This window comes from Streptomyces sp. NPDC032472, from assembly GCF_040636955.1.
In the GTDB taxonomy this organism is placed as follows: domain Bacteria; phylum Actinomycetota; class Actinomycetes; order Streptomycetales; family Streptomycetaceae; genus Streptomyces.
In genome coordinates this window covers 22,771-39,758 of record NZ_JBEZVK010000029.1, presented here as the reverse complement: position 1 = coordinate 39,758, position 16,988 = coordinate 22,771, and the positions used below count along the sequence as shown (strand labels likewise).

The window sequence follows — 16,988 nt, the reverse complement described above, 5'->3', positions numbered from 1 at the left end:
AAATGCATCCCCGCTATCACGGGGTGAAGGGCGCACCCCAGGTGGTGGTGCGCCCTTCAGGATAACCCGGTCGGCCCGGCCGGTGCCCTGGGCCGGCTCTCGCTCGGCGCCCGCCGGTGGTGTCAGCCGGTGCCGACGAAGAGGGCCAGCAGCAGCCACACCACCGGGGCGGTGGGCAGCAGGGAGTCGAGCCGGTCCATGATGCCGCCGTGGCCCGGCAGCAGCGTGCCCATGTCCTTGATGCCCAGGTCCCGCTTGATCATCGACTCGCCGAGGTCGCCGAGGGTGGCGCTGACGGCGACCGCGAGGCCGAGCAGCAGGCCCTGCCACCAGGCTCCGCCGTCGATGAGGAACTCCATGCACAGCGCGCCGGCGCCCATCGCGAAGGCGACCGCGCCGAAGAGCCCCTCGCGGGTCTTGCCGGGGCTGATGCGCGGGGCGAGCTTGTGCTTGCCGAAGCGCCAGCCCACCGCGTAGGCCCCGGTGTCGCTGACCACGGTCAGCAGCAGGAAGGTGACCACGCGCTGGGGGCCGTCGTCCGCGGTGAGCAGCATCGCGACGAAGGTGGCCAGGAAGGGCACGTAGAAGGCGGCGAAGACGCCCGCCGTGACGTCCTTGAGGTAGTCCTCGGGCGGTTCGGTCATCCGCCAGACCAGGACCGCCAGCGCGGTCAGGGCCATGGCCACCCAGGCGCCCTCGGCCCCGCGGACGTATCCGGCGATGACCATGGCGGCGCCGCCGATCGCCAGCGGGACGAGCGGCGCCTTGATGCCCTTCTTCTCCTGGAGCCGGGAGGTGAGCTCCCACAGGCCCACGACGACCGCGACGACGATGACGCCGACGAAGACCGCCTTGACGATGAAGAGGGAGGCGAAGATCACCGCACCGAGGCCGACGCCGACCCCTATGGCGGCACGCAGGTCGCGCCCGGCCCGCTTCTTCTGCGGCGGGGGCGAGGCGTCCTGCGGTACCTGCGAAGGCGGGGGCGGGGGGCTGGGCATGGGCTCCTGCGGCGGCATCTCGGCGCGGAACGGGGGGCCGCCTTCAGCAGCAGCCCCCCGATCGCGTGCTTCCCGGTCGTCGAAGTCACGGCCGGCGGCATCGGGCACGATGGGCGTGGGCCGAGTGTGCGGTCCCACCAGCGCATCGTATGCGGGACCCGCCGGAACCGGCTCCGTGGCCCAGGGAGAGTCGTTCATCAGACCTCGAGGAGCTCGGCTTCCTTGTGCTTGAGCAGCTCGTCCACCTGCGCGACGTACTTCGCGGTGGTGTCGTCGAGCTCCTTCTCGGCGCGGCGCACCTCGTCCTCGCCGGCCTCCTTGTCCTTGACCAGCTTGTCCAGGGAGTCCTTGGCCTTGCGGCGCACGGAGCGGATGGACACGCGCGAGTCCTCGGCCTTGCCCTTGGCGACCTTGATGAACTCCTTGCGGCGGTCCTGGGTCAGCTCGGGGAAGGTCACCCGGATGATGTTGCCGTCGTTGCTCGGGTTGACGCCGAGGTCGGAGTCGCGGATGGCCTGCTCGATGTTGCGCAGGGCGCTCTTGTCGAACGGGGTGACGACGGCCATGCGCGGCTCGGGCACCGAGAAGGAGGCGAGCTGGTTGATGGGGGTGAGCGCGCCGTAGTAGTCCGCGACGATCTTGTTGAACATCGCCGGGTGCGCACGCCCGGTGCGGATCGCGGCGAAGTCCTCCTTGGCGACGACGACGGCCTTCTCCATCTTCTCCTCGGCCTCGAGGAGGATTTCTTCGATCACCACGTGCTCCTGCATGTCTTGAATGGATGGTTCAGGCGGGCGGTGCGGGCCGGGCCCCGCGGGGCCCGGTCCGGCTGCGGACCGCTCAGGCCCGGGTTCCCTGGTCGCTCACGAGCGTGCCGATCTTCTCACCCTTGACGGCGCGGGCGATATTGCCCTCGGCGAGCAGTTCGAACACCAGGATCGGCAGCTTGTTGTCGCGGCACAGCGTGATGGCGGTGGCGTCGGCGACCTTGAGGTCGCGGGAGAGCACCTCGCCGTACTCCAGCGCGTCGAACTTCACTGCGTCGGGGTTCTTCTTCGGGTCGGAGTCGTAGACCCCGTCGACGCCGTTCTTGCCCATGAGCAGGGCCTCGGCGTCGATCTCCAGGGCGCGCTGGGCGGCCGTGGTGTCGGTGGAGAAGTACGGCATGCCCATGCCGGCGCCGAAGATGACGACGCGGCCCTTCTCCAGGTGCCGTACGGCGCGCAGCGGGATGTACGGCTCTGCGACCTGGCCCATGGTGATCGCGGTCTGCACACGGGAGTCGATGCCTTCCTTCTCCAGGAAGTCCTGGAGGGCGAGGCAGTTCATGACGGTGCCGAGCATGCCCATGTAGTCGGACCGGGCGCGGTCCATGCCGCGCTGCTGGAGTTCGGCGCCGCGGAAGAAGTTGCCGCCGCCGATGACGACGGCGATCTCCGCGCCGTCGCGCACCACCGCGCCGATTTCACGCGCGATGGCGTGCACGACGTCGGGGTCGACGCCCAGTCCTCCGCCACCGGAGAAGGCTTCGCCGGACAGCTTCAGCATGAAGCGGCGGCCCTTCTTCCCGTGGTCGCTCTTGTCGTCGGAAGCGGTGTGGGGGTCCACGCCCTGATTCATGGAGATCTCCTCGTGCGCATACGAAGAAGGCCATTGCCGGTGGGTCCTCGCGGTTCCCTCTGCGGCAATGGCCTCCTCGTCAGATCTGCGGTCGCTCCGCGCGGACGCGGACGACTGCTTCAGACCCTACCGGGGTCCGGTGTCCGTCGTGTACCGACGGACTCAGATGCCGACCTTGATGCGCGAGAAGCGCTTCAGGGTGACACCGGCCTCGTCCAGAACCTTCTGGACGGACTTCTTGTTGTCCAGCGCGTACGGCTGGCCGAGGAGGGTGGCCTCCTTGAAGAAGCCGTTGACGCGACCCTCGACGATCTTGGCGATGGCAGCCTCGGGCTTGCCCTCCGCGCGGGTGACCTCTTCGGCGATGCGGCGCTCGGACTCGACCTTCTCGGCCGGGACGTCCTCGGCGGACAGCCACTGCGGGGCGAACGCGGCGATGTGCTGCGCGACGCCGCGGGCGACCTCGGCGTTCTCCTTGTCGAGCTCGACCAGGACGCCGATCTGGAACGGCAGGTCGGGCATCGTGCGGTGCATGTACGCGGTCACGTAACCGTCGGCGAACTGCGCGAAGCGGTCCAGGACGATCTTCTCGCCGAGGTTGGCGTTGGCCTCGTCGACGAAGGCGGTGACGGTCTTGCCGGGCTCGATCTCGGAGGCGAGCAGGGCCTCGATGTCGGCCGGGGAGGTGGCGGCGACGTGGGCGGCCAGCTGGTTGGCGACGGCCAGGAACTTGTCACCCTTGGCGACGAAGTCCGTCTCGCACTTCAGCTCGACGATGACACCGGAGGTGTTGTCGTCGGCGATGAGGGAGACGACGGCACCGTTCTCGGCAGAGCGGCCCTCGCGCTTGGCGACACCCTTCTGACCCTTGATGCGGAGGGCCTCCTGGGCCTTCTCGACATCGCCGTCGGCCTCGACGAGCGCGTTCTTGCAGTCCAGCATGCCGGCGCCGGTGAGCTCGCGGAGCTTCTTGACGTCAGCGGCGGTGTAGTTCGCCATGAGTCTTTTGCTTCTCTCTGAAGTCGTAGATCTACGGGTGAACGGCGGAGGAGGCGCGCTCGCGAGCGCGGCTCCCCCGCCGTCATCGTCCGTGCTGCGAGTGCCCGGCACGTGAACGCCGGGCGCTCCCAGTGGGTCAGGCCTGCTCGGCGTCCGCGGCCGGAGCCTCGGCGGCGGCCGGAGCCTCGGCGGCGGCCGGGGCCTCGGCGGCGGCCGGCTCGTCGGCCTTCTTCTCACCCTCGAGCAGGTCGCGCTCCCACTCGGCGAGCGGCTCGCCGGCGGCCTTGTCGCCCGGCTTCGAGTCACCGGTCGCAGCGCCGGAGCGGGCGATGAGGCCCTCGGCGACGGCGTCGGCGATCACGCGGGTGAGCAGGGTGACGGAGCGGATCGCGTCGTCGTTGCCCGGGATCTTGTAGTCGACCTCGTCGGGGTCGCAGTTGGTGTCGAGGATCGCGACGACCGGGATGTGCAGCTTGCGCGCCTCACCGACGGCGATGTGCTCCTTCTTGGTGTCGACGATCCAGACGGCGCTGGGAACCTTCGACATCTCGCGGATACCACCGAGGGTCTTCTCCAGCTTGGCCTTCTCGCGGGAGAGGACCAGGAGCTCCTTCTTGGTGAGACCCGAGGCCGCGACGTCCTCGAAGTCGATCGCCTCGAGCTCCTTCAGGCGCTGCAGGCGCTTGTAGACGGTCGAGAAGTTGGTGAGCATGCCACCCAGCCAGCGCTGGTTGACGTACGGCATGCCGACGCGCGTCGCCTGCTCGGCGATGGCCTCCTGGGCCTGCTTCTTCGTGCCGACGAACATGATGGAGCCGCCGTGCGCGACGGTCTCCTTGACGAACTCGTAGGCGCGGTCGATGTACGACAGCGACTGGAGCAGGTCGATGATGTAGATGCCGTTGCGCTCGGTGAAGATGAAGCGCTTCATCTTCGGGTTCCAGCGACGGGTCTGGTGACCGAAGTGGACGCCGCTCTCCAGCAGCTCCCGCATCGTTACGACGGCCATGGCCATCTCCTTGGTTTCTCGGTTTGGTCCTGACGTCCCATCGCGTCCTGCCCCCGGGAGGGGACCGAGAGACGCTGCCGCGCGGCCGGATCGGCCGGTGCTGGGGCGTGCGAAGTCGACCCGGTGACCCGGATCGCCGTAAGAAGTGTACGGGACCGGGCGGTATGCCAGGTGACGCCGCTGTCCACAGCGGGCCGCCCGTCCACAGGCGCCGTCGCGCTGCGCCACGGGTGCGGGACGCTGCGGTCATGACGACGCTGCTGCTCATCCTGCTGCTGGCGGTGGTTCCCGCCCGTGCCGCCGGCCCGACCGCCTCCGGCTCACCCGCCTCGGGCCCGCCCGCCTCCGACCCTGCGGCGGCTGCCGCGGACGCCCGGCCGCTGGCCGCGCCGCTGGTGGTGGTGCGCTGGTGGGACCCGCCGCCGGGGCCGTACGCGGCCGGGCACCGTGGGGTGGACCTGGCCGCCCCGGTGGGGGCGCCGGTGCGGGCGGTGGGGCCCGGCCGGGTCCACTTCGCCGGGCCGGTCGCCGGGCGCGGGGTCCTCTCCCTCACCCTGCCGGGCGGGCTGCGCACCACCTACGAGCCGGTCAGGCCGCTGGTCGCGGAGGGCGAGGCGGTCACCGCGGGCCAGGTGGTGGCGGTGCTGACGGCAGGGGCCCACTGTGCGCAGCCCTGCCTGCACTGGGGCCTGCTGGCCGGCGAGGCCTACCGCAACCCCCTGGCCCTGCTCCCCCGGCCCACGCCCCGCCTGCTGCCATCGGCGGCGGGCACCGCCGGGCCGGCGGCCGCCGGGCTCAGCCCCGGACGCCGCGCAGGGCCATCGCGACGGCCGCCTCGGTCACCACGGCCGGGTCCTCGGCCGCACCGAGCTCGATGCGCCGGACCGCCGCGTCGACCACGCCCTGCAGCAGCATCGCGGCCAGCTTCGGCTGCTCCTGGCCCAGGGCCCCGAGTGCCTCGACGATCATCGCCACGAGTCCGCCGTGCGCCGCGCGGATCTTCTCCCGCGCGCCCGCGTCCAGCTCGCTGGCCGAGATCGCGACCACCGCCCGGTGCCGGCGGTCCCCGACCAGGCCCAGCTGGCTGCGGACGTACGCCTCGATCTTCGCCTCGGGCGTCGGCGCCTGCTCCATGGCCGCCTCGATCTCGGCGGCCCACACGGGGAAGTCCACCGCGCACAGCTCTTCGACCACGGCCGCGCGGGAGCGGAAGTACTCGTACACGGAGGACCGGGCGAGCCCGGTCCGCTCCGCCAGGGCGGGGAAGGTCAGCGCTTCCGTACCGCCTTCGGACAGCAGGGTGCGGGCGGCGTCCAACAGGGCGCTGCGCTGCATCGACCGGTGCTCGGCCACGGAGGCCGCTCGAATCCTGGGCACGCTCCCACTGTACGGAGCCACCGGCGGCTCAGCGGCCCACATCCGCCAGCTTGGCGCGCAGTTGGAGCACGGACTTGGTGTGGATCTGGCTGACCCTGCTCTCGGTGACACCCAGCACGTTGCCGATCTCGGCGAGCGTGAGGCCCTCGTAGTAGTAGAGCGTCACCACGGTCTTCTCCCGTTCGGGCAGCGTGTTGATGGCCCGGGCCAGCAGCCGGCGCAGCTCGCGGTCCTCGGCCACCTCCACGGGGTCGTCCGCGGCGGTGTCCTCCAGGGTGTCCATCAGGGAGAGGCGGTCACCGCCCTCGCCGCCGACGTGCAGCAGCTCCTCCAGGGCCACCACGTTGGCCAGCGACAACTGGCTGAAGACCGTGTGGAGTTCCTCCACCGCGATCCCCATCTCCCCGGCCACCTCGTGCTCCGTGGGGGTGCGGCGCAGCTGCGCCTCCAAGGTGGCGTAGGCCCGTTCCACGGCCCGTGCCTTCTGCCGCACGGAGCGCGGGATCCAGTCCAGCGCCCGCAGTTCGTCGATCATCGCGCCGCGGATGCGGGTGATGGCGTACGTCTCGAACTTGATGGAGCGGTCGAGGTCGAACTTCTCGATGGCGTCGATCAGCCCGAAGACCCCGGAGGAGACGAAGTCGGCCTGTTCCACGTTGGGCGGCAGGCCCACGCTGACCCGGCCGGCCACGTACTTCACCAGCGGCGAGTAGTGCAGGATCAACTGCTCCCGCAGCCGCTCGTCCCCCGTCTCCTTGTACGAGCGCCACAGCGCCTCCAGGGACGAGGGCGCGGCGGACCGCACGCTGCCGCGGGCAGCGGGGGACACAGCAGCGCGGTCGGACCCTGAGGTGTGCTGGGGCATGCTTCGCCTTTGCCGGAGCCGGATTCCTTGGGAGCGTAGCGTGACGAGAGTGTCGCGGTGCGCGAAGAGTACGGGATCGTATGAGGCCCCAGCGGCGCCCCGACTCGCGCGGGCGACCCGGGACCGGCGCCTGGCGCTCGGTCCCGGCCGCTGCCGGCGGGAAGACCGCGTCATTCATCGCCTTCACTCTTTCACCGGAACGCCCCAGGTCAACGACCGCCTCGCCGGGCGCCACCGGTTTGAGTGCCTCCTTCACGTGTGAGCGGGGTCAACCGCCAGCCGTCGCCCAGCCGTTCGACGAACCCCAGAGAGTGAAGTTCGTACAGTCTGCCGATGACTTCATCGGTGCCGGTCCCCGCGGCGAGGGCCACCTCCGCCGGCTGTACGGGGCGGCCCGCCGGGAGGGCTTCGAGCACCCGGGCGGTGTCCGGGTGCAGCAGGTCCCGGGCGAGGACCGGCCCGCGCCGCGCGGGGGCCAGTTCACCCATGCCGCCGACCAGCTCGACCACCTCCGCGGCGTCCGTGACGAGCACGGCCTCGCCCCGCAGCAGCTCGTGCACCCCGGCGGACAGTGCGCTGGTGGCGGGCCCGGGCACGCCCATGGTGAAGCGGCCCAGCTGCCGGGCCCACCGCGCCGTGACCAGGGAGCCGCTGCGGTAGGCGGCCTCGACCACGACGGTCCCGCGGGTCAGGGCGGCGATGACACGGTTGCGCAGGACGAAGCGGCTGGGGGTGGGATGGCTGCCCACCGGCAGCTCGCCCAGCACCAGCCCCTGCCCGGCGATGGCGCCGAGCAGCCCGGCGTGCCCGCGGGGATAGGCGACGTCCACCCCGCAGGCCAGCACCGCGGCCGTGGCACCGCCGGAGCCGAGGGCCCCGCGGTGCGCGGCCGCGTCCACCCCGTACGCCGCTCCCGACACCACGACCCAGCCGCGCTCGGCGAGCCCCGCGGCCAGGGTGTGGGCCATGTGTGCGCCGTACGGGGTGCAGGCGCGGGCGCCGACCAGGGCGACCGAGCGCAGCGCCCAGGTCCGCAGGTCGGGCCGGCCCCGCACCCACAGGCCGACGGGCCGGGCGTCGCCGAGGTCGTCGAGCTGGGTGGGCCACTGGGGCGAGCCGGGGCAGATGAACCGGCAGCCCGCCGCGGCGGCTTCGGACAGCTCCCGCCCCGGGTCGGCGAGCGCCGCCCGCGCCCGCCATCCGGCAAGCCGCTGCGACCCGACCCCGCTGAGCTCCTCCGGCTCGGGATCCGGGCCGGTCAGCAGCCGCATCAGCCCAGGAGCGCCGTGCTCGCGCAGCCACCGCCCGCCGTGCTCGTCCCCGGGCTCGATCACCCGGGCCAGCGCCACCCGCGCCAGCACCTCCTCGCCGTCCCCGCCCTCCGGTTCCCCCACCGTCGCCCCGGACACCCCCGCATCAGGCGCCCCCTCATCGGCAGGCCCGCCACCCGAACCCCGGGGCGGGAGGGCCCGCGGGCCGGATCCCGGCTGCGGGTCCGCAGGCGGGTCGGGGTGCGGCCACGGCGGCGCGGTCATGACCCGGCTCCCGGGCTCAGGAGGGCCCCGCGGGCGATACCGGTGCGCAGTTCCAGGGCGACGGCCGCGTCCAGGGCGTCGGGGCGGTCGTTGCCCCGCAGGTCGGCCACGGTCCAGGCGACCCGCAGCACCCGGTCCAGACCGCGGGCGGTGAGCAGGCCCCGCTCCAGCTCCCGCTCGGCCTGGGCCAGCGCCCCCGGCGCGGCGGGCCAGCGGGTGCGCAGCTCGTGTCCGGGCACCTCGGCGTTGACCCGCCACGGGGTGCCCTCCAGCCGGGCCGCGGCGCGTTCCCGGGCCGCGCGGACCCGGTCGGCGACCGCCGCGGTGGCCTCGCCGCGGCCGCGGCCCCCGAGCAGGTCGGAGCGGCTGACCGGCTCGACCTCCACCCGCAGGTCGACCCGGTCCAGCAGCGGCCCGGACAGCCGCGCCTGGTAGCGCCGCACCACCGCGGGCGGGCATTCGCAGCCGGTGCCGTGCGCGGTGTGCCGTCCGCAGGGGCAGGGGTTCGCCGCGAGCACCATGAGGAACCGGGCGGGCAGCTGCACCACCCCGGCGGCCCGGGCGATGACGACCCGCCCCGATTCGAGGGGCTGGCGCAGGGCGTCGAGCGCCTTGGCGCTGAACTCGGCGGCCTCGTCGAGGAAGAGCACACCGCGGTGGGCCAGCGAGACCGCGCCCGGCCGGGGCACCCCCGCCCCGCCGCCGACCAGGGACTGCATGGTCGCCGAGTGGTGGGGTGCGCAGTACGGGGGCCGCATGACCAGCGGATCGCCGGGCGGCAGGATGCCCGCGACCGAGTGCACGGCCGTGACCTCAAGGGATTCCTGCCGGCCGAGCGGCGGCAGGATCCCGGGGATCCGCTCGGCCAGCATGGTCTTGCCGGCGCCCGGGGGCCCGCTGAGGAAGAGGTGGTGGCCCCCGGACGCGGCCACCTCCAGGGCCCGGCGGGCGGCATGCTGCCCGGCGACGTCGGCGAGGTCGGGGAGGTCCGCCTCGGCTCCCGCCCCCACCCGGCCCGCGGAGATCCCGGTGCCCAGCCCCGCGCCCGGGACCAGCAGGCCGGCCGGTCCCGCGCCCGGCGGTCCGGCCCGCTCCGGCGGCTCCTCCTCGGGGACCTCCCCGTCGGTCAGGACCGCGATCAGCTGCCGCAGGGTCCGGACGCCGAGCACCGCCACGTCCGGCACGAGCGCTGCCTCGGCGGCGCACGGCTCGGGCACCACCACATGGCGGTGGCCTGCCTGGGCCGCGGCGAGGACGGCCGGCAGGATGCCGGGCACCGGCCGCACCCGGCCGTCCAGCCCCAGTTCCCCGATGAGCACCAGATCGGCGATGACCGCCGGATCCACCACCTCGGCGGCGCCCAGCACGGCGGCCGCCACGGCCAGGTCGAAGCCGGCGCCCGATTTGGGCACGGACGCCGGGCTGAGTCCGACGGTGAGCTTCTTCTGCGGCCAGGCCGCGCCCGAGTTCACGATGGCGGCCCGGACCCGGTCCCGGCTCTCGACCAGGGTCTTGTCGGGCAGCCCCACCAGGGTGAAGGCCGCGACCCCGGGTTCGAGATCGGCCTGGACCTCCACCACCACGCCCTCGACGCCCACCAGGGCGACCGAGCAGGCCCGCGCGAAGCCCATCACGCCACCCCCCGCACGTGCTCCACGACCGGCGCGCCGCGCCGCGGCAGCAGGACGCCCACCAGGTCGATCCGCACGCCGCCCTGCGGCGGCCCGCCGTGGTCGGCGAGCCAGCGCCCGGCGAGCCGGCGCAGCCGCTCGGCCTTGCCCGCCCGCACCGCGGCCATGGGATGTTCGAAATCCCCCGCCCGGCGCGTCTTGACCTCGCACACGACGAGGGCGTCCCCGTCCCGCGCGACGATGTCGATCTCCCCGCTGCGGCACCGCCAGTTCCGCGCGATGACGGTCATCCCCGCCTCGGTCAGCCGCCGTACCGCGAGCTCCTCGCCGTACCGCCCCAGTGCCTGCCGTGCCACGTCCTTCGCGTTCATCGGGCACCACCTCCGCCCCCGACGATCCCGGAGGCGCACCCGACGAGTGGATCTTTGTGGACGGTCAGGCCGTTGTGGACAACCCGTTCACCCCCAGGGGTGAGACCAGGGCCGGGACCGCTGCCGCCGCCAGGGGCGGAACCGCGACCGACACAAGGGCGGCATCACAGCCGTGACCTGCGGGATCAGCCGCCCGGCAGTTCGAGGTCGCTCTTGTTGAGCTCCTCGATGTTGACGTCCTTGAAGGTCAGCACCCGCACCTGCTTCACGAAGCGGGCCGGCCGGTACATGTCCCAGACCCAGGCGTCGGCCATGGTGACCTCGAAGAACACCTCCCCCTGGACCGAGTGCACCTGCATCTCGTAGTCGTTGGTGAGGTAGAAGCGGCGTTCCGTCTCGATCACGTACTTGAACAGCCCGACGACGTCGCGGTACTCCCGATAGAGCTTCAGCTCCATCTCGGTCTCGTACTTCTCGAGGTCCTCGGCGCTCATGGCATGTTCCCCTTCAGCCGTGCGTCCCCCTATTGTGCGCCAGGCCGGGGCACCCCTAGACGATTTCCGGCGCCAGGACCACCGGCGCGCCCGGAGGTCCGTCGTCGAGCAGCGTACGCAGCAAAACGGCGAGCCGCTTCGGATACACCGTTTCCCCGGCCGCGAGGAGCTCCGCGGAGGTCCACCACCGGGCCCCGGTGACGCTGCGCCGCTCCAGCTCCGTCAGCCCGCCCATCTCGGTGCGGGTCTGCGCCGTCCGGGCCAGGTAGTACCACTCGTCCTGCTCCCAGCGCCGCCCGTCGAACAGGAAGGAGCAGTACCGCTGCCACAGGACCGGCCCGAGCTCGACCTCGGTGATCCCGGTCTCCTCGGCGAGCTCCCGCAGCGCGGCCTCCTCGCGGCTCTCGCCGTCCTCCAGGCCGCCGCCCGGCGTGAACCACCAGTCGACACCCGGATCGTCCGGTTCGAAGCCGTGCAGCAGCAGGATCCGGTCGTCGGGGTCCAGCAGGATCACCCGGGACACCTTGCGCGGGCCGCAAGCGGCGGCCGGCTCAGCGGACACCGGCCGGCTCCCCCGCGCGCCCGCGCCCGCGGCCCCGCCCCAGCATCCGCGCGAGCGGCCCGTACGCGGCCCCCAGCACCACCAGCGCCGCCCCGACGCCCACGGCCGCCAGCTGCAGCTTCAGCGGACCCGCCTTCGAGGTCCCGCCGGGCAGGGCGGCGTACGTCTGCGGCCGCGCGAGCATGGTCGTGGACGGCCAGGCCACCGCGTCGACCCGGGCCCGGACCGCCGAGCGGGCCACGGTCCCCTGCCCGGCCTCCTGCAGGTGGGCGCGGGAGTCCAGCGAGGCGGCGCGCCGGTCGCCCAGCAGGAAGAGGTTGCCCTCGGGCACCGTCACCTCGAACGGGGTGTCGGAGGGCGCCGCGATGCCCGTGACGGGATCCGGGCGGCCCTTGTCGGGGTCGACGTAGGGCTCGTCGAGCTCCTTGCCGTTCACGGTGAGCCGGCCGCCCTGGCCGCAGCACTTCACGGTGTCGCCGCCGATGCCGACGACCCGCTTGACCATGGGAGAGTCGCTCCACATGGCATCAGTAAAGACGACCACGTCGCCGCGGCGCACCTGGCCGCCGTCGATCCGCTGGGCGAGCACCCGGTCGCCGGGCTGCACGGTCGGCATCATCGAGTCGGTCGGCACGGTGTACGGCTGGTAGACCAGCGCTCCCCACACGAAGCCGCCCAGGAAGAGCACGAAGCCGACGGCCACGGCGATGCCCGACAACACGTTGCCGATACCGCCGCGGCCGTCCTTTCCACCGCGTATTGCCTGCGGTGCCTGTGCACCGCTTGCCTGCGTTCCGCCCATTGCAGCGCCCCCACATCCGGGATCGACGACCTGGGCGGCACCCTACCTGTCGGTAGTCCTGCTGGTCAGCCCCCTGCGGCGGCGCCACAGCACGACGGGGACCGCCCCGGCGAGCCCGAGTGCGGCCGGTCCGGCCCCGATGGCCTTCGCCGGGGCCTGGTCGCCGATGCCGGGCTGGTCGAAGGTGTCCGGGATCGGCAGGGTCGCCCAGCGGGTGACCGGCCAGGCCACCACCACGGCCCGGCCGACCACCTTGTCGACCGGCACGAAGCCCTGGGTGGAGTCCTGCATGTGGTAGCGGGAGTCCTGCGAGTTCTGGCGGTGGTCGCCCATCACCCAGATCTTGCCCTTGGGCACGGTGATCGGGCCGAAGGGGGCGTCGTCGCAGGGGGTGTTGCCCGGGAAGATGTACGGCTCGTCGAGCTCCTTGCCGTTGACGACGACCGGGCCGCCCTTCTTGCACTCGACCCTGTCCCCGCCGATGGCGATGGTCCGCTTGATCAGGTCCTTCTCGTCCGCGGACGGCATCAGGCCGATCTTGCTGAGGATCTGCTGCGCGAAGTTGGGCTCCGGGGTGGGCTCACCGGCCAGCCAGCTCGCCGGGTCGTGGAAGACCACGACCTCGCCCCGCTCGGGCTCCGAGCCGAACCAGGGGGTCAGCTTGTCCACAAGCACCCGGTCGCCGCGCTGCAGGGTGTTCTGCATCGAGTCGGACGGGATCGAGAACGCCTGCACCAGGAAGGTCTTGATCAGCAGGGCGAGCAGCAGGGCGATACCGACCAGGAGCGGGAGCTCCTTCCAGAACGACCGGTGCGGGCGCGCCTCGGCGCCGTCCTCCGCGCCGTCGTCGCTCTCGCGGGCATCGCGCTCGGCATCGCGCTCGGCACCCTCCGGCCGCTCCTCGCCTTCGTCGCGTCCGGACCGCGCGCCTACCGCCACGTCCCCCACATCCACTCCTCACTCGGAATTGCCGCCCCGCGCCGAACCGGACACGGGTCCTCCCCTCCCTTAACGAGCGGGAGTTCCCTAGGGCTCGGGAGACCGAGGACACACTATGCGACGGGCGCGCCCCGGCGGCCCCCGCGGCGGCCGCGCCGTCGGCTGCGTTGCTGATCGGGCACCGTGCGGAAGGTCGCGGGCTGCTCCAGCTCGCGCCAGTGGTCGAACGGCCAGGCGATGACCACGGCCCGCCCCACGACGCCCTCCTCGTCGATCGTGCCCTGGAAGGCCTCGTCGAGGTGGAACCGGGAATCGGCCGAATTCGCGCGGTGGTCGCCCATGACGAACAGCCGTCCGGGCGGTACGTGCACCTCGAACCGGATGTCGGAGGGGGAATTGCCGGGATTGACGTACGGCTCCTCGAGCGGCGCGCCGTTGACGGTGACGCGGCCCTTGGCGTCGCAGCACGCGACGGTGTCGCCGCCGACCCCGATGACCCGCTTGATCAGGTCCTGCTCGTCGGCCGAGGGCAGCAGCCCGATGAAGGTCAGCGTCTGCTTGATCTGCTTGACGCCGACGGGGTCCTGCGGCGGGCGGGCGGCCTCACCCCGGAGCCAGCCACCGGGGTCCTTGAAGACGACGACGTCCCCGCGCTCGATCTTCGAGCCGAACCACGGGGTCAGCTTGTCGACCAGCACCCGGTCACCGATCCGGATGGTCTGCTCCATGGAGCCCGACGGGATGAAGAACGCCTGCACCAGGAAGGTCTTCAGGAGCAGGGCGATGCACAGGGCCGCGACGACCAGCAGCGGCACCTCACCGGCCCGGCGGGTGCGCCGGCGCCTGCGGACCTTGCGGGCCAGCCGGCGCCGCTCGGCCCGGCCCCCCGGCTCGGGCGGCGCGGCGGCACGACGGGGTCCGGCGGAACCCCGCGACTCCGCACGTCCCCGCGACTCCGCACGTCCCCGCGACTCCGCGCGTCCCTGCGGCTCCGCCGGTCCCTGCCGCTCGGGCTCGCGCTCCGGCTCCGGCCCGGGACCGCGCTCGCGTCGCGGCCGCCCCCGGCTACCCATGGCCGCCCGCATCCGCGGCGCCCCAGCGGGCGGGGGGCCAGCCGATCCAGTCGGCCCGGCCGATCACCTTCTCCACGGGCACCATCCCTCCGCCGGGCTCGCCCAGGTGGTCCCGGGAGTCGCGGGACTGGGACCGGTGGTCTCCCATGACCCACAGCGTGCCGAGCGGCACGACGATCCGGAACGGCACGCGCGAGGGCGTGTCGCCGGGGTACACGTACGGCTCCGCCACGGGCACTCCGTTGACTTTGATCCGCCCGTCGGCGTCACAGCAGACCACGTCGTCGCCGCCCACGCCCACGACCCTTTTGACGAAGTCGGTCTCGGACGGCTCGCCGATCCCGAGCGCGGAGCCGGCGCCGCGCAGCAGCCCGGCGAGCGGACCGGCGTCGGCCCTCTCCCGTACGAAGGAGCCGGTGCCGTCGAAGACGACCACGTCCCCCCGTTTCGGCTGCGCGCCGAAGCGGTACGCCAGCTTGTTGACCAGCACCCGGTCCCCGACCTGCAGCGTCGGCTCCATCGAGCGGCTCGGGATCAGGAAGGGCTGGACGACGAAATGGCTGAGCAGCAGCAGGAAGACCGTGCACAGCGCGCCGAGCGCCCCGGCCCGCCGCCATCCCGAAAGCCGCCGCCCACCCGGGAGCGCGCGCCCGGGACGGCCCTCGCGCCCGCGCCCCAACGCAGAACGCGGCCGCCCCTCCCCCGTGTCGGGGGAGGAGTGGCCGCGCTGTGTGAGCTCTGCTTCGGTGTCCATCGGGGGCGAGCCTATCCGGCCGTCCCCAGGATCCGGAGAGGAGATCAGCGGTCGCGCTTCTCCTTGATCTTCGCGGCCTTGCCGCGGAGCTCACGGAGGTAGTACAGCTTGGCGCGACGGACGTCACCGCGGGTGACGAGCTCGATCTTCTCGAAGATCGGGGAGTTCACCGGGAAGGTGCGCTCGACGCCGACGCTGAAGGAGACCTTGCGAACGGTGAAGGTCTCGGAGACGCCGGAGCCCTGGCGGCGGATGACGACGCCCTTGAACTGCTGGATACGGGAGCGGTTGCCCTCGATGACGCGGACGTGCACGTTGATCGTGTCACCCGGGCGGAAGTCCGGGACGTCGGAGCGCAGCGTGGCGGCGTTGACGCTGTCGAGCAGGTGAGACATGTTCTTCGTCTGCTTTCTTCGCACGACGCCACAGGTCGCCGATGCGGGTTTTCGTAGAGAATTCTTCAGCCGGGTCGCTCGGCGGACGACGGTCCCCCTGTGGCAGGGGCGTACGCGAGCACACAGCAGCCGCTCATTCTTCCACGGCTCGGGGCCTGCGCCAAAATCGGCCGTCGGCGGTCGGCTGCCAGCCGAGGATGCCCAGCAGCTCGCGGTCCTTCTTGTCGAAGGCGGACGCCTCGCAGCGCTCGATCAGGTCCGGCCGGTTCTGCGCGGTGCGGCGGAAGGCCTCGTCCCGGCGCCAGCGGGCGATCTTCCCGTGGTGGCCGCTGAGCAGCACCTCGGGGATGCCGCGGCCGCGCCAGGTCGGGGGCTTGGTGTAGACGGGCCCTTCGAGCAGGTTCTCCATCTCGCCGGGCGCGAAGGAGTCGTCGCGGTGGGACTCGGCGTTGCCGAGCACGCCGGGCAGCAGCCGGGCCACCGCCTCGGTGACCACCAGGACGGCGGCCTCGCCGCCCGCGAGCACGTAGTCGCCGATGGAGACCTCGTACACCGGCATCCGCGTGGCGTACTCGTCCATCACACGGCGGTCGATGCCCTCGTAGCGGGCCGGCGTGAAGATCAGCCAGGGCCGCTCGGAGAGCTCCACGGCCAGCTCCTGGGTGAAGGGGCGGCCGCTGGGCGTGGGGACGACCATGACCGGGCCGTGCGCGCCGGACTCGTACCCGTCGGCCAGCGCCTCGTCGAGGGCCTCGCCCCACGGCTCGGTCTTCATGACCATGCCGGGGCCGCCGCCGTACGGGGTGTCGTCGACCGTGTTGTGCCGGTCGTAGGTCCAGTTGCGCAGGTCGTGGACGTGCACGTCGAGCTGCCCGCGGGCCCGCGCCTTGCCGACGAGGGAGACGTTCAGCGGCTCCAGGTACTCGGGGAAGATCGTGACGACGTCGAGCCGCATCAGGCCTGGTCCCCGTTGTCGCGCGAGGAGACGATCTCGGCGCGGTCGTCGATCAGCCCGGGCGGCGGGGTGATGACGCAGCGCTGCTCGTCCAGGTCGATCTCGGCGACGATCTCCTCGACGAAGGGGATCATCACCTCGGAGCCGTCCGGCCGCTCGACGATGAACAGGTCCTGCGAGGGCAGGTGGGAGATCTCGGTGATCCGGCCGATCTCCGTGCCGTCCTCCAGCACCACGTCCAGGTCGATGAGCTGGTGGTCGTAGAACTCGTCCTCCTCCTCCGGCAGCTCGGAGGGGTCGACCTCGGCGATCAGGAGGGTGTTGCGCAGCGCCTCGGCGGCATTGCGGTCCTTGACGCCCTCGAACCGGAGCAGGAGGCGGCCGCTGTGCACCCGGCCCGTCTCGATGGTCAGGGGGCCTGCCGTGGCCGGTTCGGTCTGCAGGACGGCGCCGGGCGCGAGCCGCAGCTCCGGCTCGTCCGTGCGCACCTCGACGGTGACCTCACCCTTGATCCCGTGGGCGCGGCCGACCCGCGCGACTACCAGCTGCACTGCTTCTCTCCTGTTCAGACGACGACGGGCCGGGGCGGGCACGTATGCCCTCCCC

General features: G+C 72.5%; 18 protein-coding genes and 2 pseudogenes. 1 reads left to right on the top strand and 19 read right to left on the bottom strand.

The features are described 5' to 3' along the window. Window positions 1-122: 122 nt before the first annotated feature. The 5 genes from AB0F11_RS20875 to rpsB all read right to left on the bottom strand — a co-directional run bounded on the left by AB0F11_RS20875 (window position 123) and on the right by rpsB (window position 4,629). Window positions 123-1,199, bottom strand: coding sequence for a phosphatidate cytidylyltransferase (locus AB0F11_RS20875; protein WP_362175698.1), 1,077 nt, complete (start codon window positions 1,197-1,199; stop codon window positions 123-125). Next, the gene (frr, locus tag AB0F11_RS20870; RefSeq protein ID WP_362175822.1) at window positions 1,199-1,756 is read right to left on the bottom strand and encodes a ribosome recycling factor; all 558 of its coding nucleotides are present in this window, start codon (window positions 1,754-1,756) and stop codon (window positions 1,199-1,201) included. Before frr ends, AB0F11_RS20875 begins: the two co-directional genes overlap by 1 nt. A gap of 85 nt (window positions 1,757-1,841) precedes the next feature. Then, window positions 1,842-2,621 (bottom strand): UMP kinase, encoded by a 780-nt coding sequence (pyrH, locus tag AB0F11_RS20865; protein ID WP_361905611.1) that lies wholly within the window; start codon window positions 2,619-2,621, stop codon window positions 1,842-1,844. A 162-nt stretch (window positions 2,622-2,783) separates the two neighbouring features. Then, the gene (tsf, locus tag AB0F11_RS20860; RefSeq protein ID WP_362175695.1) at window positions 2,784-3,620 is read right to left on the bottom strand and encodes a translation elongation factor Ts; all 837 of its coding nucleotides are present in this window, start codon (window positions 3,618-3,620) and stop codon (window positions 2,784-2,786) included. 136 nt (window positions 3,621-3,756) lie between these two features. After that, entirely contained in the window at window positions 3,757-4,629 is an 873-nt protein-coding gene (rpsB, locus tag AB0F11_RS20855; protein ID WP_362175692.1) for a 30S ribosomal protein S2, read from the bottom strand. Between the two features lie 164 nt (window positions 4,630-4,793). On the opposite strand from rpsB, the pseudogene AB0F11_RS20850 reads away from it, so the two are divergent. Next, window positions 4,794-5,336, top strand: a pseudogene (locus AB0F11_RS20850) (M23 family metallopeptidase); the annotation flags it as partial. Between the two features lie 88 nt (window positions 5,337-5,424). On the opposite strand, the gene AB0F11_RS20845 reads toward AB0F11_RS20850, so the two are convergent. The 14 genes and pseudogenes from AB0F11_RS20845 to rimM all read right to left on the bottom strand — a co-directional run bounded on the left by AB0F11_RS20845 (window position 5,425) and on the right by rimM (window position 16,933). After that, window positions 5,425-5,982 (bottom strand): helix-turn-helix domain-containing protein, encoded by a 558-nt coding sequence (locus AB0F11_RS20845; protein ID WP_362175819.1) that lies wholly within the window; start codon window positions 5,980-5,982, stop codon window positions 5,425-5,427. A gap of 52 nt (window positions 5,983-6,034) precedes the next feature. Continuing rightward, on the bottom strand, window positions 6,035-6,871 hold the full coding sequence (gene whiG / locus AB0F11_RS20840; protein ID WP_362175689.1) for an RNA polymerase sigma factor WhiG: 837 nt from the start codon (window positions 6,869-6,871) through the stop codon (window positions 6,035-6,037). 209 nt (window positions 6,872-7,080) lie between these two features. Further along, window positions 7,081-8,280 carry a DNA-processing protein DprA gene (gene dprA, locus AB0F11_RS20835; RefSeq protein WP_362175686.1) on the bottom strand — a complete coding sequence of 400 codons (1,200 nt, stop codon included), beginning with the start codon at window positions 8,278-8,280 and terminating at the stop codon, window positions 7,081-7,083. Between the two features lie 122 nt (window positions 8,281-8,402). Continuing rightward, a complete protein-coding gene (locus AB0F11_RS20830; RefSeq protein ID WP_362175684.1) occupies window positions 8,403-10,037 on the bottom strand; it encodes an ATP-binding protein in 1,635 nt (544 codons plus the stop codon). Further along, window positions 10,037-10,408 (bottom strand): YraN family protein, encoded by a 372-nt coding sequence (locus tag AB0F11_RS20825; protein ID WP_362175682.1) that lies wholly within the window; start codon window positions 10,406-10,408, stop codon window positions 10,037-10,039. Before AB0F11_RS20825 ends, AB0F11_RS20830 begins: the two co-directional genes overlap by 1 nt. Window positions 10,409-10,593: 185 nt before the next feature. Continuing rightward, complete coding sequence (locus AB0F11_RS20820; protein ID WP_014675276.1) at window positions 10,594-10,902, bottom strand: DUF2469 domain-containing protein; 309 nt, start codon at window positions 10,900-10,902, stop codon at window positions 10,594-10,596. Between the two features lie 55 nt (window positions 10,903-10,957). After that, window positions 10,958-11,464, bottom strand: coding sequence for an NUDIX hydrolase (locus AB0F11_RS20815; RefSeq protein ID WP_362175680.1), 507 nt, complete (start codon window positions 11,462-11,464; stop codon window positions 10,958-10,960). Beyond that, window positions 11,454-12,266: a signal peptidase I gene (gene lepB / locus AB0F11_RS20810; RefSeq protein ID WP_362175677.1), complete on the bottom strand. Its 813-nt coding sequence runs from the start codon at window positions 12,264-12,266 to the stop codon at window positions 11,454-11,456. The genes AB0F11_RS20815 and lepB (AB0F11_RS20810) overlap by 11 nt, the downstream gene beginning before the upstream one ends. A 42-nt stretch (window positions 12,267-12,308) precedes the next feature. Continuing rightward, entirely contained in the window at window positions 12,309-13,205 is an 897-nt protein-coding gene (gene lepB / locus AB0F11_RS20805) for a signal peptidase I (RefSeq protein WP_362175674.1), read from the bottom strand. After that, window positions 13,159-14,068 (bottom strand): annotated as a pseudogene (lepB, locus tag AB0F11_RS20800) (signal peptidase I); the annotation flags it as partial. The pseudogene lepB (AB0F11_RS20800) and the gene lepB (AB0F11_RS20805), both read right to left, overlap by 47 nt. A gap of 202 nt (window positions 14,069-14,270) precedes the next feature. Then, complete coding sequence (lepB, locus tag AB0F11_RS20795; RefSeq protein ID WP_362175671.1) at window positions 14,271-15,032, bottom strand: signal peptidase I; 762 nt, start codon at window positions 15,030-15,032, stop codon at window positions 14,271-14,273. A 44-nt stretch (window positions 15,033-15,076) separates the two neighbouring features. Next, on the bottom strand, window positions 15,077-15,427 hold the full coding sequence (rplS, locus tag AB0F11_RS20790) for a 50S ribosomal protein L19 (RefSeq protein ID WP_361905632.1): 351 nt from the start codon (window positions 15,425-15,427) through the stop codon (window positions 15,077-15,079). Window positions 15,428-15,560: 133 nt separating this feature from the next. Then, complete coding sequence (gene trmD / locus AB0F11_RS20785; protein ID WP_362175669.1) at window positions 15,561-16,382, bottom strand: tRNA (guanosine(37)-N1)-methyltransferase TrmD; 822 nt, start codon at window positions 16,380-16,382, stop codon at window positions 15,561-15,563. Next, the gene (rimM, locus tag AB0F11_RS20780) at window positions 16,382-16,933 is read right to left on the bottom strand and encodes a ribosome maturation factor RimM (protein WP_362175666.1); all 552 of its coding nucleotides are present in this window, start codon (window positions 16,931-16,933) and stop codon (window positions 16,382-16,384) included. The genes trmD and rimM overlap by 1 nt, the downstream gene beginning before the upstream one ends. Between the last annotated feature and the right edge of the window lie 55 nt (window positions 16,934-16,988).

Excerpts from the sequence above, each read along its gene's own strand:
- AB0F11_RS20820 (WP_014675276.1), bottom strand. The coding sequence starts at position 10,902 with ATGAGCGCCGAGGACCTCGAGAAGTACGAGACCGAGATGGAGCTGAAG.
- rpsB (WP_362175692.1), bottom strand. The coding sequence starts at position 4,629 with ATGGCCGTCGTAACGATGCGGGAGCTGCTGGAGAGCGGCGTCCACTTC.
- whiG (WP_362175689.1), bottom strand. The coding sequence starts at position 6,871 with ATGCCCCAGCACACCTCAGGGTCCGACCGCGCTGCTGTGTCCCCCGCT.
- trmD (WP_362175669.1), bottom strand. The coding sequence starts at position 16,382 with ATGCGGCTCGACGTCGTCACGATCTTCCCCGAGTACCTGGAGCCGCTG.
- lepB (WP_362175677.1), bottom strand. The coding sequence starts at position 12,266 with ATGGGCGGAACGCAGGCAAGCGGTGCACAGGCACCGCAGGCAATACGC.
- AB0F11_RS20825 (WP_362175682.1), bottom strand. The coding sequence starts at position 10,408 with ATGAACGCGAAGGACGTGGCACGGCAGGCACTGGGGCGGTACGGCGAG.
- AB0F11_RS20875 (WP_362175698.1), bottom strand. The coding sequence starts at position 1,199 with ATGAACGACTCTCCCTGGGCCACGGAGCCGGTTCCGGCGGGTCCCGCA.
- rplS (WP_361905632.1), bottom strand. The coding sequence starts at position 15,427 with ATGTCTCACCTGCTCGACAGCGTCAACGCCGCCACGCTGCGCTCCGAC.
- tsf (WP_362175695.1), bottom strand. The coding sequence starts at position 3,620 with ATGGCGAACTACACCGCCGCTGACGTCAAGAAGCTCCGCGAGCTCACC.
- AB0F11_RS20830 (WP_362175684.1), bottom strand. The coding sequence starts at position 10,037 with ATGGGCTTCGCGCGGGCCTGCTCGGTCGCCCTGGTGGGCGTCGAGGGC.
- lepB (WP_362175671.1), bottom strand. The coding sequence starts at position 15,032 with ATGGACACCGAAGCAGAGCTCACACAGCGCGGCCACTCCTCCCCCGAC.
- pyrH (WP_361905611.1), bottom strand. The coding sequence starts at position 2,621 with ATGAATCAGGGCGTGGACCCCCACACCGCTTCCGACGACAAGAGCGAC.